The 13,901-nt window shown below is 28.4% G+C and carries 11 protein-coding genes and 1 pseudogene; 8 read left to right on the top strand and 4 right to left on the bottom strand.

Going from position 1 to position 13,901, the window contains the following annotated elements:
- The first annotated feature begins 222 nt into the window (after positions 1-222).
- From ACWJKS_RS06890 to ACWJKS_RS06905, 4 genes are all read left to right on the top strand, one after another.
- Entirely contained in the window at positions 223-3,039 is a 2,817-nt protein-coding gene (locus ACWJKS_RS06890) for an HD domain-containing protein (RefSeq protein WP_462960804.1), read from the top strand.
- A gap of 727 nt (positions 3,040-3,766) precedes the next feature.
- Positions 3,767-4,687 (top strand): DUF5655 domain-containing protein, encoded by a 921-nt coding sequence (locus ACWJKS_RS06895; protein WP_462960805.1) that lies wholly within the window; start codon positions 3,767-3,769, stop codon positions 4,685-4,687.
- 90 nt (positions 4,688-4,777) lie between these two features.
- Positions 4,778-6,592, top strand: coding sequence for a DEAD/DEAH box helicase family protein (locus ACWJKS_RS06900; protein ID WP_462960806.1), 1,815 nt, complete (start codon positions 4,778-4,780; stop codon positions 6,590-6,592).
- 56 nt (positions 6,593-6,648) lie between these two features.
- Complete coding sequence (locus ACWJKS_RS06905; protein ID WP_462960807.1) at positions 6,649-7,677, top strand: DUF3427 domain-containing protein; 1,029 nt, start codon at positions 6,649-6,651, stop codon at positions 7,675-7,677.
- A gap of 12 nt (positions 7,678-7,689) precedes the next feature.
- On the opposite strand, the gene ACWJKS_RS06910 is transcribed toward ACWJKS_RS06905, so the two are convergent.
- Together ACWJKS_RS06910 and ACWJKS_RS06915 are read right to left on the bottom strand one after the other, a co-directional pair.
- Complete coding sequence (locus ACWJKS_RS06910) at positions 7,690-8,088, bottom strand: (deoxy)nucleoside triphosphate pyrophosphohydrolase (protein ID WP_462960808.1); 399 nt, start codon at positions 8,086-8,088, stop codon at positions 7,690-7,692.
- A gap of 71 nt (positions 8,089-8,159) precedes the next feature.
- A complete protein-coding gene (locus tag ACWJKS_RS06915; protein ID WP_462960809.1) occupies positions 8,160-9,119 on the bottom strand; it encodes a type I restriction enzyme HsdR N-terminal domain-containing protein in 960 nt (319 codons plus the stop codon).
- Between ACWJKS_RS06915 and ACWJKS_RS06920 the strand changes: the two are divergent.
- From ACWJKS_RS06920 to ACWJKS_RS06930, 3 genes and pseudogenes are all read left to right on the top strand, one after another.
- A pseudogene (locus tag ACWJKS_RS06920) lies at positions 9,087-10,167 on the top strand (DEAD/DEAH box helicase family protein); the annotation flags it as partial. The gene ACWJKS_RS06915 and the pseudogene ACWJKS_RS06920 overlap by 33 nt on opposite strands.
- Positions 10,168-10,341: 174 nt before the next feature.
- A complete protein-coding gene (locus ACWJKS_RS06925; protein WP_462960810.1) occupies positions 10,342-10,584 on the top strand; it encodes a hypothetical protein in 243 nt (80 codons plus the stop codon).
- Between the two features lie 176 nt (positions 10,585-10,760).
- Positions 10,761-11,198, top strand: a complete 438-nt coding sequence (locus ACWJKS_RS06930; protein WP_462960811.1) for a DUF3427 domain-containing protein — start codon at positions 10,761-10,763, stop codon at positions 11,196-11,198.
- Positions 11,199-11,286: 88 nt separating this feature from the next.
- On the opposite strand, the gene ACWJKS_RS06935 is transcribed toward ACWJKS_RS06930, so the two are convergent.
- Positions 11,287-12,486, bottom strand: coding sequence for an MrcB family domain-containing protein (locus tag ACWJKS_RS06935; RefSeq protein ID WP_462960812.1), 1,200 nt, complete (start codon positions 12,484-12,486; stop codon positions 11,287-11,289).
- 304 nt (positions 12,487-12,790) lie between these two features.
- On the opposite strand from ACWJKS_RS06935, the gene ACWJKS_RS06940 reads away from it, so the two are divergent.
- A complete protein-coding gene (locus ACWJKS_RS06940) occupies positions 12,791-13,006 on the top strand; it encodes a hypothetical protein (protein ID WP_462960813.1) in 216 nt (71 codons plus the stop codon).
- Positions 13,007-13,116: 110 nt separating this feature from the next.
- On the opposite strand, the gene ACWJKS_RS06945 is transcribed toward ACWJKS_RS06940, so the two are convergent.
- Positions 13,117-13,878 (bottom strand): DNA-methyltransferase, encoded by a 762-nt coding sequence (locus tag ACWJKS_RS06945; protein ID WP_462960814.1) that lies wholly within the window; start codon positions 13,876-13,878, stop codon positions 13,117-13,119.
- Positions 13,879-13,901 lie beyond the last annotated feature (23 nt).

A 13,901-nucleotide genomic window follows, 5' to 3' on the forward strand; every position in this document is an offset into this window, starting at 1 on the left:
ATAGTAAAACAAATTGTGTTCACAATTTGTTTACTTACCCCGAGGGTTTTTATGAACGGAGTGAATTTGTTATTGCTTTGCTGACACGACCACGTTATAGAAATTGGTAACGTAGAGGATAAGTTCTGTTTGCTAATTTTAAATCGAGACTATGAAAATATTGATGAATATTGTATAATTTACAATATAAAGAAATAGTAAAGATGCAGGGGGATTATATTAATGATTACTATACCAAAGAGGTTTGAAGAAAAATTAAAACAAGATATTAAATTACACTCTAGTGTATTATCAACTATAAGTAATTTTGAATCCATTTTTGAAAATAATATGTTGGAATTTTTTCCCGAATATACTTATCATGGGGAAAATCATATACAATGGGTGTTGAATTTTGAAGATAAATTGATAACAGAAGAAAGTTTTAATATATTGAAGCCTAAGGATATATGGGTTTTGATATTAGGTACTATTGTTCATGATCTAGGAATGTATATTTCGCATGAGGGTTTAAAGACAATTATGAATTGTAAAGTGATTATTGAGGATTTTGATGACAAAACGTGGAAAAGTTTATGGGATGACTTCTTTGAAGAAGCTAAGAGATATAGTGATAAAAAAATTAAATCGATATTTGGTCAAGTTAAAAATATCAATATAAGAATTCCTCCTATTGATACAAATGAGCTAAATAAAATTGATAAAATGCTTTATGGAGAGTTTCTTAGGAAGTATCATCATAGGTTAGCACATGAAATAGTGATGTCTGGGTTCCCAGAAGCGAATGGCTGTTATAAACAATTTGTTGATGGAATAGATGAAGAGGATAAAGATATAATTGCTGTTCTGGGTAGAAGTCATGGTATGGATATTAGAGATACATTTGATTATTTAAAATTAAATTACGATATAATGTACCATAGACCTAATGATGTTTGTATATTTTATTTAATGTCATTAATTCGTATTGCTGATTATATGCATGTTGGAGGGGATAGAGCACCTCATTTGTTACAAAATATTAGAAAAATTCAGAGCCCTATATCTTTAAAGGAATGGGATTGGAATGAAGCTGTTAAATATCAAATTTTAGGAGATTCAGACCCTGAACTATTATATATAAAGTGTAATCCACAAAATAGTGAAATATTTATAAAAATAAAAAATTGGATAAAAGATATTCAACGAGAACTTGATACTTGTTGGGCTATTTTAGGTGAGACTTATGGTGGAATTGAAAAATTAAAGGATTTAAAATTAAGAATTAGAAGGTTTGAATCAAATATAGTTAATCAAAAATCACAATTTGCAAAGAAATTTATACCAGAACAAGTAACATTTGATTTTGATTCTGATTTACTAAAATTATTAGTAGCCCCATTATATGGAAATGATCCATCCTATGGAATAAGAGAGTTAATTCAAAATGCTGTTGATGCATGTAGAGAACGACAACATCTTACTAAAGATAAAAACTATACACCAGAAGTTAATATAACAATAAATGAAAATAAAAATAAAGAATGGATTTTTATTATCTCAGATAATGGTGTTGGTATGACGGAGAAAACATTAATTAATTATTTTTTAAAAGCAGGTGCTTCTTTTAGACGTAATGATGAGTGGATAAAAAAATTCACTGATATAGATGGGAAATCAGAAATTCAGCGGACTGGTAAATTTGGAGTTGGAGTATTGGCTAGTTTCCTTTTGGGGGAAAATATTGAGGTTACCACAAGAAATGTAAATGATCTGAAAAAGGAAGGATTATGCTTTGAAGCTGAGATTGATACAGATCAAATAGAAGTTAAAAAGATAAAATGTAAATTTGGAACAACTATAAAAATAAAATTAGATGAAGATAAATATAATCAACTTAGTAAGCAGAGTAATTATAGTAGTAATAGTAGTAGTACTGCGTGGTATTCTTGGTATCGTTCTACAACTCCTATAATAAAATTTAAGGTTCCTAGCGATTGGAAAACCAATACAATATATGACAATCCGGGAGATGGACAATTATCGCATAAATGGTACAACATATCAAGTGATATATTTAAAGACATTAAATGGACTTACAATAATTATAACAGAAGATGGAACAATGATTGGATATTGTGTTGTAATGGAATAGTAATACCAAGAGGATACTCAATTAAAGGATATAGTTTTCCTGAGTTTTCTGAAGTGCCGCGTGTTTCCATATATGACTATGATGGAAAATTAGAATTAAGTTTGGATAGAAATGCATTAAGTAATGATAAATTACCGTTTGAAAGACAATTAGTAGTAGATGTTTGTAAGGATATAATTGCAAAATTACTTATAACTACAGATATATTAGATGAAAATGGGAATATTAGGCAGACTAATTTTATTCATAGATCACTAAGGAAAGAGCATTGGTTAAAGAAATTGAGTGAATATATAATATTTAAAGAGGGATATTGTTTGAATAATTCTTATAATATTCAAAAACTAGATAAAAAAAACATAACTTATGTTTGGATGAATAATGAATGTAATTTGAATGAAAAAAATTTTGATTTTGGAGATGGAATAGTAATTAAATATGAAAAAGTTACTAAAACTAACTTTAAATATATTTTGGAAAAAAGTAATTTAACTATAGATAAAATATATGAGGTTAAGGACCGAAGATTTTATATAGATCAAGCTATGTTTAAAGTTATAACTGACGAAAAAAAATCATATCTAACAAAACGATTTATTAAAAATATGGTATATGATTGTAAAGATGAAAAATATATTTGTATTGAGGTCGGAACTCCTTCAAAATCAATAATTGATATGACAGAATTAAATAGAAGTGAAAATATAAATTTAATAACAGAATATTATTTAGGAGATTGTAAATTGGTATATGATGAAATAGACATATTTTCAGATATTATGACAGAATATATAGGCGATGATGTTATAATACCATTTTCATTAGAAGAAAGAAAAAAGAAGTATCCTAAGGCATTTAGGGAATTACAAAAGTATATGAAAACCTATATTGATAGTGAAAAGTAGATTTGATACTAAGAGATAATACTGTATAAATGTTGATATACAAGAGATGAGGAATATTTATAGCAAATTTAAATAATCAGCCTACTACACTACGAACCAGGTTGGCCTTAGTGAGGACCTTAGCTTATTAAAATAAGAGCAAATAAGATGTTAGATGTTTATAAGGTGTAGGTAGTGATAATAAACTGTATGTTTTAGATGACATTTGATCTATAGAAAGGTAGTTATTATTGAGTAAGTGCAGGTATACACATATAAAAGTCTAGCTAACATTGTGTGTAAATTACACAGTTTGACTTGGAAATAGACAGATTAGTATAACATATCATAAGTTTAACTTTTTTATCAATATGAAGAGCTCTAGCAAACTTGCTAGAGCTCTTTTGGCATGTTAGCATTAGCAACAATGAATAATTTTCTTTTTTAAAGAAGGCAGACTCTTTATAAAGAATGATATCAAACCAATCAAATTTAGCTGATATAATAAGTATAAGACAATAAAAATAATTATCGATATTTGCAGCTGTGGTAATAAGTAAAAAGGGAATCATCATTAAATCACGAATACTTTATATAATAACAAGTATAATGGGTGTAAAAGCCACCATGTTAAAAATACACGAATAGATTATATTATATTTGAAGATCTTAAAGAAGTTTATAAAAGTTTAATGCAGCGATTTTTAATTTGAAAGCGAAGAGTTTTATAAGTAAAGGGGTAGTGGTTATGTTTTTATATAAAATAGATGGCAATAACTTAGAAGAAATAAAGGAAAAGACTTTCTCAAAGGAAGTGGAACTTCATAAGTTATGTGAAAACAATTTAGAAAATATATTTGGGTTAAGGTTTGTTAAGAGAGAGTTCTCTTTTAACAACTTTAGGCTTGATACTTTAGCATTTAATGAGAGTAGTAAGTCCTTTGTTATAATTGAGTATAAAAATACTAGTAACTTTAGTGTCATAGATCAAGGCTATGCGTATCTTTCTTTAATGCTTAATAATAAGGCTGATTTTATACTTGAGTATAATGAAAACTGTAATAGTACATTAAAGAGAGAAGATGTGGATTGGTCGCAATCAAGGGTTATATTCGTATCCCCAGCCTTTAGTAATTATCAAAAGGAGTCTATTAATTTTAAAGACTTGCCTTTTGAGTTATGGGAAGTAAAGAAATTTACAAATGATACAATGTACTTTAATCTAATAAAATCATCAAAAACTAGTGAGTCTATAAAGACTATAGCTACAAGCAGTATTGAGGTTGATATTGTAAATACAGAAGTTAAGGTATATACAGAAGAACAGCACTTAAATAACTCTAGTGAGGAAATTGTAGAGTTATATGATAAGATAAAAGATTTTATACAATCATTAGATGACACCATTGATATAAAAGCTAAAAAATTAGAATTAGGGTTTATATATAATAACAAGGTAATGGTAGATATACATTTGCAAAAAAAAGCTTTGAAAATTTGGTTGAATACAAAAGTAGGGATGTTAGATGATCCTAGAAATATTGCAAGAGATGTTTCCAATACGGGTCATTGGGGAAATGGCGATTATCAAATACAAATAAGCAATGATGAAGATATAGAGTATATATTTAGTTTGATAAAGCAGTTATATAAATCAAAAAAATTATAAGGTAAAACTGATAAATTGGGGTATTTGTATAAGTGGAGAGAATTTACAATGTAGATACAAATATATACATACTAAATTATGGGGGATAATATGAATTTAACATTTGATAAAATAGACATTAAAGAACATCAGCAGCTTAGTTATGTTGATGTTAAATACAAAGAAATAGAAAACACAGAATTTCTAGTAAACAACAAGCTAATAGTGAATTCAGAAAAAGGAAATCTATTAGATGAGCTTAAGAGATGCTTAAATGAGTGTGAAAAGTTTTATTTTAGTGTAGCATTTATTAATTTTAGTGGACTTCAGCTTTTATTAGACACTTTTAAGGAACTTGAGGAAAAAGGCGTGGAGGGTAAGATATTAACATCTACATACCTTAATTTTACTGAGCCAAAGGCACTTGAGAGGATAAATAAGTTTAATAATATTGATTTAAAGATTTTTGTGGCTACTAATAAAAAAGGTTTTCATACTAAAGCTTATATTTTTGAAAATAAAGAAGAATATAAAATAATTATAGGATCTTCTAATATAACTCAAAGAGCTTTAAAAAGTAATGTAGAGTGGAATGTTAAAGTTATTTCTAAAAAAGATGATAGCTTTACTCGTGAGGTTTTGGAGGAGTATTTAAGTTTGTGGGAAGTAACTTCTATTGTGGATGATGAATTTATTAATAGATACAGTGAATTTCTAAAGCAAATAAAGAAAACTTTACAAAATAACAACTTAGAGTTTAGCAGCTATGAATTAATTAAGCCTAATCTTATGCAAAAGAAAGCTATGGATAATTTACATAGATTAAGAGCTTCTGGTGAAGATAAAGCATTGGTTATTGCGGCTACTGGCACAGGTAAAACATATATGTCAGCATTTGATGCTATTAGCTATAAACCTAAAAAGTTACTCTTCTTGGCTCATAGGGAAGAAATATTAAGAGGTGCGGAGCGTGCTTTTAAAAAGATCGTTAAGAATAAAGATAAAACCACAGGCCTTTTAACTGGTACAAGTAAAGATTTAGATGCAGATTATTTATTTTCAACTATACAATCAATGAATAATAATCTTGAGAATTTTAAGTGCGATGAGTTTGGATATATGATTATAGATGAGGCTCACCATGCTTCGAGTTCATCTTATGAAAGGGTTATGGAGTATTTTAAACCAAAGTTTTTACTTGGTATGACTGCAACCCCAGAAAGATGTGATGGAGGAAATATATTCGATATTTTTGATAATAATGTGGCTTTAGAAGTAAGACTTAGGGAAGCTTTGGAGCTAGAACTAGTTATTCCTTTTCACTATTTTGGTATTTCTGATATTGAGGGTATTGATTTAAGTGATGTAAATCTTCAGGATATAGATGAAGTAGTTAAAAGATTAAAGGTTAATGAAAGAGTTGATTTCATAATCGATAAGATGGAATTTTACGGTTATGATGGAGAGAAACGTAAAGGAATAGGCTTCTGTGCGAGTATTGATCATGCGCAGTATATGGCAGCTGAATTTAATAAAAGAGGGATAAGAAGTATATGTTTAACAGGAGAAAATTCTGCTGATGAAAGAGAACATAATATAAAAAAACTAGAATCAGATGAGGATGACTTAGAAGTTATATTTACTGTAGATATTTTTAATGAAGGTGTGGATATTCCAGCTATTAATTTAGTTTTAATGCTTAGACCAACCAATTCTCCTATAATATTTATACAACAGCTGGGTCGTGGGCTTAGAAATCATAAAGAAAAATCTTTTTTAACTGTACTAGATTTTATAGGAAATCATAAAAAAGTATTTTTAATAGCATTAGCTCTAAATGGTGCAAGATATTATGATAAAGATAGCTTAAAGGTAGCTGTTGCAACTCAGTTGGTAATATACCTGGATGTTCAAATATTCAAATAGATAGAATTGCTCAGGAAAGAATATTAGAGCAGTTAACTGAAGAAAATTTTAATTCCATGAAATACTTAAAAGAAGAATATTTAGAGTTTAAGATGATGAATTGTGGAAAAACTCCTTATTTTCTTATGGATTATATAAAGTATGATGGAGCTCCAAATCCTTTAAGATTTTTAAATAAGGAAAAAACTTATATTGGGTTTGTGGCTAAAATGGAGAATGATGAAGAGTTGAAAAAACTATTGGAAGAGGAAGTTTTCTTCAAAATTATTAAAGCGCTTTCAGCAAGACTGCCTATAAAAAGAGTGTATGAAGTTAGTATAATTAAATATTTACTAAGTCATGAAGAAATAAGCTTAGTGCAGGCTAAAAATGAAATATTAAAGTATATTGAGTTTGTAGATGATAATAGCATTATGCACGCCTTTCAGTGTTTAAATCAAAACTATTATGATTCAGCTCAAGTTAAAAATAATATTAAATGCTTTGATCTTAATGGTGAAATATTAAGCTGTAAATGGGATTTTAAAGCAGTAATACATAATAAAAAATATAGAATGTACATTGAAGATGTTATAAATTATGCTCTTATAAGATATGAAAAAGAGTTTGAAAGTAAGTATTATGGAGTGCCATTCTTTAAGTTATATGAACAGTATCAAATGATAGATGCAGCACTACTATCTAATTACACTAAAATCCACAGCTCATTTAGGGGAAGTGGACTTATAACAAATGGGAGTGAATATTTTCTTTTTGTAGATTTACATAAGGAAGAAGATGTTAAGGAAAGTATAAATTATAAAGATAAATTTATAGATACCAAATACTTTCAATGGCAAAGTCCCAATGCTACATCTCAAAGTTCAGACAGAGGACAAAATATTATTTTTAATAAACAAAGAGAGATTAACCTACATATTTTTGTAAGAAAGTATAAGCAAATTAATGGAGCCTCTGAGCCTTATATTTACATAGGTAAGGGTGATGTAATAGAGTATGAAGGTGAAAAGCCTATAACGGTTAAGATAAAATTAAAGAATGAAATGCCAACAGATAAATATATAGAATTCATAAAAAAGGTATAGCAAAAAAAAATGCTATACCTTTTCTGATAGGAGTTGCTTTACAGCTTGTACATCTGCTGGAGCCCATTTTAGTGAAAGTAAATTTTCTCTATGTAACCATATCAATTTTGAATGTTCACATGCGGTAGGAGTACCAGATGCTATGCGACACCTAACAGTAATTAAATTTACTATGAATTTATCATATTCGTGAGTATTATCATTAAATATATTAATAAATTCAACCTCACATGATAGCTCTTCTTGTATTTCTCTTTCAATAGCTTCTTTTAAAGTTTCACCATCTTCAATTTTACCACCAGGGAACTCCCAATGGTTTGGAATGGTCATTCTTGGAGAGCGAAGAGCACACAGGATTTCATTATTTTTATTTTCGATAATAGCTCCTACGACTTTTATTAATTTCTTCATACAAAACACCTCTAAATAAGTTTAGCATAAAAGGGGTAAATGTAAAAGTGAAGGGTTTTAGTTAACATTTTTTAAATCATCACTTTTCTAGCTATATCCATAATTTCATTATCAAGTTCGTATAAATCGTCTATTGATTTAAAATCATAAGTAATTTCACCTGATTCGTTATTATAAGGTAAACTTATTTCTTTTTTATTTTTCATATAAACATTACATACCCATTTTTCTAAATTGTTGTTTATTATTACAGTGAAATGTGTCTCGCTATCAATGAAAGTTATATTTTTAGGATCAATAATTTTTCTTATTATTAATTTAACTATATAAAAAGATTCTACTTCAATTTGTGACATTGTTACTTGATTTTCTATGTTTGCAACTTCTAAATTGGTATCTTTATTAATGGGTTGCCCACTATCAGCAATTAAGTTTTTTAAGGATGACTTTGTGTATTCTCTGAAAATATCAACTAAGGTCTTAGTCTTTTTACCAATATGCATTTCACCCAGTATATAATTTACAAAAGCATCACTTGTTTTTTTGCTTTGAGAAATAATTAATTGCTTGATTTTATTTGAATATCTTAATTCTGAAGCAGATTCATATATTTCATCCACATTAAAATTACTCTTTGTGTATTTGCTAATCTCAATAATATCATTATCATTTAGATCCATTATGTTAAAGTGAAAAAAACTTTCTGTATCCATAATATTTTTCTCATCTAAATCAGTATAAAATATAAAACTAAAACTATTTGTAAGCATTCCATACCTGGTCTTGCTAACAGCAAAATACCTAAATAGTTGAGAAACGTGTTTTTTTAAGTTTTTATTCGGACAGTTTTTAACCTCAATAAGAAGAACCGGACTTAATTCGTTCATAATCACATAATCAATTTTTCCGCCTTTTTTTATGACTACATCTGTAGTATATTCTGGGATGAATTCTTCTGGATTAAAAATATCATATCCCAATAGATGAAAAAAGGGTAGGAACTTAAGGAATTTACGGATAATGATAACCATAAACTTAGGATAATTACGACATCTTATATGGGAGCAACAGATTACAAGGCTATAGAAGAGCTGAGTAAGCTGAAAAATACAGAGATTATGGTTTCATATGATACGGATAGAACAAGGCTTCATGCAAAGGCTTATCTTTTTAAAAGAGAGACAGGGTTCACTACAGCCAATATTGGTTCCTCAAATCTATCAAATGCAGTGTTAACCTCAGGCCTTGAATGACGATGAGTTTACTTCCTTTAATGGGCAGAATGAAGAGGATAAAAGAAGGCTTAAAAATTCATTGAATAAGGAAGGGAAAACCGATAATGATGTAAACTTTATGTTTGATATAAAGCCATATTATTATCAAAAGGAAATTCTGGAGGAATTGAAGGCTGAGAGAACTTTATTTAATAGAAACAAAAATCTTATTGTTGCAGCTACGGGAGTTGGGAAAACTGTAATAGCGGGGTTTGATTATAAGGATTTTACAAAGGCACATAGGAAGGATAATAATAGGCTTTTGTTTATTGCTCACAGAGAGGAAATATTAAAGCAAAGCAGAAATACATTTAGAATTATTTTAAAGGAAAGCAGAGATACATTTAGAGTTATTTTAAAGTAAAATAATTTTGGAGATTTATTTGTAGGCGGCAATGTGCCAGATTCATTAGATCACCTGTTCATGAGCATACAAAGTTTTAACTCAACTAAGCATTATGAAAAAGCCACATCGGATTTTTACGACTTTATTATAGTGGACGAATTTCACCATGCAGAAGCGCCATCGTATCGAAGGCTACTGGATCATTATAAACCTAAAATGTTATTAGGGTTAACTGCTACGCCAGAAAGAATGGATGGCAAAAATGTGTTGGAGTATTTTGATGATAGAATAGCAGCAGAAATGAGACTGCCCGAAGCTATAGATAGAAAGCTTTTGAGTCCATTTCAGTATTTTGAAGTTTCCGATTCCATTGACCTTTCTAAAATTAAATGGACAAGGGGAGGCTATGATAAACAAGAATTAGAAAATGTGTATAACAATAATGATATTACGGTAAATGGAGTAATAACAAGCCTTAAAGGATGCAAGGATCACAAAAGCAAATTTGATAAGTAAGTTAAAATACTTTGAAGGTGACACAGGCAAAAAGCCTACCTTAAGTAATTTTTTAGAGCATTATAACTATACGTTGAATGATGTGTATGGTAAAAATGGGATAGAAGTTTTAGTAGAATGAAGGTTGAGGCAGGAATAAGGCAGAATTTTGTAATCAAAGATGAAGAGGTTATGACAAAGAGACTTAAAAATTTGTTCCATATTAATTCAAGAAAGCTTATTGAGTTTACAATAGAAGTATTAACTCGAGGTATAAAATTAGAAGGTGTGGAGTTTAATAAAGAAGAAAAATTAATGCTTGGAATGATACATTATAGCTTTTATTTAGAAACTCCAAAAAACTTGGGTTTATCCCTTTGAGGATGCTCTTTATAAAGATAACAAGGTAATTATTGAAGAGGTAATTGAGATACTACAGTATAACTATCTTTATATTGATTTTGTTGATAAGGTTTTAGAGTTAGGGTTCCTTTGTCCTATAGATTTACATTGTGCATATTCTATAGATCAAATTATGGCAGCATTAGAATACTTTAATGAAAACAAAAAAGCCAACATTTAGAGAAGGCGTAAAGCATTTTAAAGAAAAGAAGCTGGATGCATTTTTCATAACATTAAATAAATCAGAAAAAGATTATTCACCATCCACGTTATATGACGATTGCGCTATTAATGAAACACTATTTCATTGGCAAAGTCAGAGTAGGACTACGGTGGATAGTGAAATGGGACAGAGGTATATAAATCATGCAAAGACTGGTAATACGATAATTCTGTTTGTACGTGAAAATAAGAGTAAGGAAGGATTACCTTCAGCATATACTTATCTTGGAGAAGGAGAGTATGTAAGCCATAAAGGGAACAGTCCTATAAGTTTTGTATGGAGGTTAAAGGAAGAGGTTCCAGCAGGACTTATGAGAGTAGCCAATAAAAGATCATCATATTTTGAACATATTGTAATGCAATTTATTTAAATGACATCAAAATATGTTGAGATATCACATCTATGTAATAAAAACATAAGTGGATTTATTAATACAAATCTACTTATGTTACCCACTTTTATTTTATGTTATAATATTTTTTTAGCTTATTATAATCAATGCTTAATTTAACATTTTCTAATAAGGATTTTCTCTTACTATAAAGAATCTTTAAAATTTTTTCTCTCTCATTATCTGCACCGTAATGTAGACAGTTATGACAATTACTACATAAACTACAGATGTTTTGTTCTATATCTAAGGAGTATTTAAAATCTTCATGTTCACTTAATAGTATAAGATGATGTGGTTCAGTATATGGTTTGCCAGATATTCGCCTTGTAAATGTAGGATGGTTCATATTAATTTCACATTTATAGTTTGCTAAGTTCAATGCATTTGCTGATACTTTAGGATCTCTTGGATAGTTTTCTTTAGCTTTATTGCTTTTGGTTACTTTCTTTTTTTTCTTGGGCTCACCACTATAGGTTATATTAGTACTATATTGATGAGTTATAATTATATCTAATGAATCATTAATTTCTGCATCATTAGATATTGCAGATTTTTGATTCCATTCATATATATTTTGATCTTTTCCATCATAATCTTGTGCTAGTTCTGATAAATCATGCTTATAAGATAATATTAATCTTTCTTGATATTTATTTAAATCGCCAACCATAAGGATTTCTGATGATAACTTTTCATAAATGTTAAAAACATCTTTGAGGTCATTAAGCAGGATGTCGTCATTGTTCATTCCATTTAAAGTGGTAATTGTATATAGTTTAGATATTATATTGCCAACTTCATAGCTTTCTGCTCTTACAGTTTTACTTTTTTTATTTTCTGCCTTGAACTTATCTGCTAACTTTATCTTAGTTTTGTAGTCGTCAAAAGTGGGAATTCTATTTCTAATTAATTTAGATGCGTATAAAATCTCTTTATTTTCTCTACCTTCTGTTCCTTGGTTTAAAGAGAGGTAAACACCCTCATCTTCTTTAAATAAATACACGATGTATATTCCCGTACTAAATTTAGGAGAGAGTTGTTTCGAACGTATACTAACCATGGGAATAAATGGTATGTTAGGGTTGCCTTGTATTCTGTTTCTTTCTATTGTATATATACTATCATCTATATATTTTAGATTTTTAAGAAGCATTATAAATTTATTATCTACGATATCAAGTATGTGTTTTTTGTTAATAGGATTTGTGTTTTTCCTATAGTCTCCATAAGAACAAATAATATCTAACATAAGTTCGCTTATCATAAGTTGATCCTTCTTTCTTAATAATAAATAAGCTAGGGAAATATTTCATTTATATTTATTATTATTTCATTACCAACTTTATAATATTCAGTAGAAAGCTAAAAACACATGAAATTCAAGTAGCAAAAATCCGCTGTTATTTTAGTTCACTGTCACAGGGGCTATTAATTCAAGTTATTCTTAATTTGTTTCAAAACCAATAATTTATATTGATTGCTTAATTATAAAACTTTTATAATTAGTCCACCCTAAATCATTAATATATGCATAACATTTAAATCTAAAGATATATGGATGATTAAAATTGTACATATTTAACCATGTTAAGCGTTTTATAATACAATATAAATTAATAGGCATAGAAAATATAGCAAAGAATGAAGGAGAGCTTGACCAAAAATTCTCTGGATTGGTATTACAAAATCAAAAACAAATTAGTATATATGGAGTTTATAAAATAAATGGTAAATTCAAATGGAGTGAACCATATTTGACTTTTTATAAATCTTGTGAGATGTAAGTGCGTGAAATTTATGTTATTTTTCGCTTAACAATATAACCTAGTTAGATAAGAGCAACACCACATACAAGAGTTTTATATGAGGTGTTGATTATAGTAATAGTGTAATATTACAATTTTTTTATAGTATCATTAGCATATTTAGTGTATTTTTCAGAAAGTTCAAAACCAATGTAATTTCTTCCTAATTTTTTAGCTACTAAACAAGTAGTGCCATTTCCTGCAAATGGATCCAATACAATGTCGTTTCTGTAAGAGTACAATTTTATTAATCTACTTGGTAATTCCTGTGGAAAGGGTACTGGACAACCATATTTATTCTTCTTTTCCCCTTTTATTTCCCAATGACCATTTGAATACGTTTGAAATTCATAATCTATAATTTCATTAACATTATCTTCAACTTTTTCTTTCTTGGGACTTCCTTTATAAAATACTATTATTTCTTCAAATGGAATCAATATGTTAGGACATGATGCTGATTCATAACTTCCCCATGCGGTTCTATTTTTAATATTTTTTTTGTCCCAATATATTTTATCCTTATATTTAAATCCATTGTCATAAAAAATATTCTTAATAATATAAGAAGTATCACACTTAAGACTCTCACCATGTGAGGTCATTTTACCATCACATGGAATATTTAAACATACCCTACCATTTTCTTTTATAACCCTAAACATGTCTTTTGTAATTTTATCCAAAAAGTTCTCATAGTCTTCTTTGGTTTTGTTATCAGCGTATACATCATAGTTTATATTAAAATTATATGGTGGAGATGTAACTATTAAATCTATACTTTTATCTTGTATCTTTTTAAAGCCTTCTAAACAATCAATATTTATTACTTTATTAATTAAGTTTTCCATTTCTCCCCTACTATAATAAATTG

It is taken from the genome of Clostridium sp. CM038, assembly GCF_055081105.1.

Coding starts and splice junctions, on each gene's coding strand:
- ACWJKS_RS06890 (WP_462960804.1), top strand. CDS start 223: ATGATTACTATACCAAAGAGGTTTGAAGAAAAATTAAAACAAGATATT.
- ACWJKS_RS06895 (WP_462960805.1), top strand. CDS start 3,767: ATGTTTTTATATAAAATAGATGGCAATAACTTAGAAGAAATAAAGGAA.
- ACWJKS_RS06900 (WP_462960806.1), top strand. CDS start 4,778: ATGAATTTAACATTTGATAAAATAGACATTAAAGAACATCAGCAGCTT.
- ACWJKS_RS06905 (WP_462960807.1), top strand. CDS start 6,649: ATGAAATACTTAAAAGAAGAATATTTAGAGTTTAAGATGATGAATTGT.
- ACWJKS_RS06910 (WP_462960808.1), bottom strand. CDS start 8,088: ATGAAGAAATTAATAAAAGTCGTAGGAGCTATTATCGAAAATAAAAAT.
- ACWJKS_RS06915 (WP_462960809.1), bottom strand. CDS start 9,119: ATGGTTATCATTATCCGTAAATTCCTTAAGTTCCTACCCTTTTTTCAT.
- ACWJKS_RS06925 (WP_462960810.1), top strand. CDS start 10,342: ATGAAGGTTGAGGCAGGAATAAGGCAGAATTTTGTAATCAAAGATGAA.
- ACWJKS_RS06930 (WP_462960811.1), top strand. CDS start 10,761: ATGAAAACAAAAAAGCCAACATTTAGAGAAGGCGTAAAGCATTTTAAA.
- ACWJKS_RS06935 (WP_462960812.1), bottom strand. CDS start 12,486: ATGATAAGCGAACTTATGTTAGATATTATTTGTTCTTATGGAGACTAT.
- ACWJKS_RS06945 (WP_462960814.1), bottom strand. CDS start 13,878: ATGGAAAACTTAATTAATAAAGTAATAAATATTGATTGTTTAGAAGGC.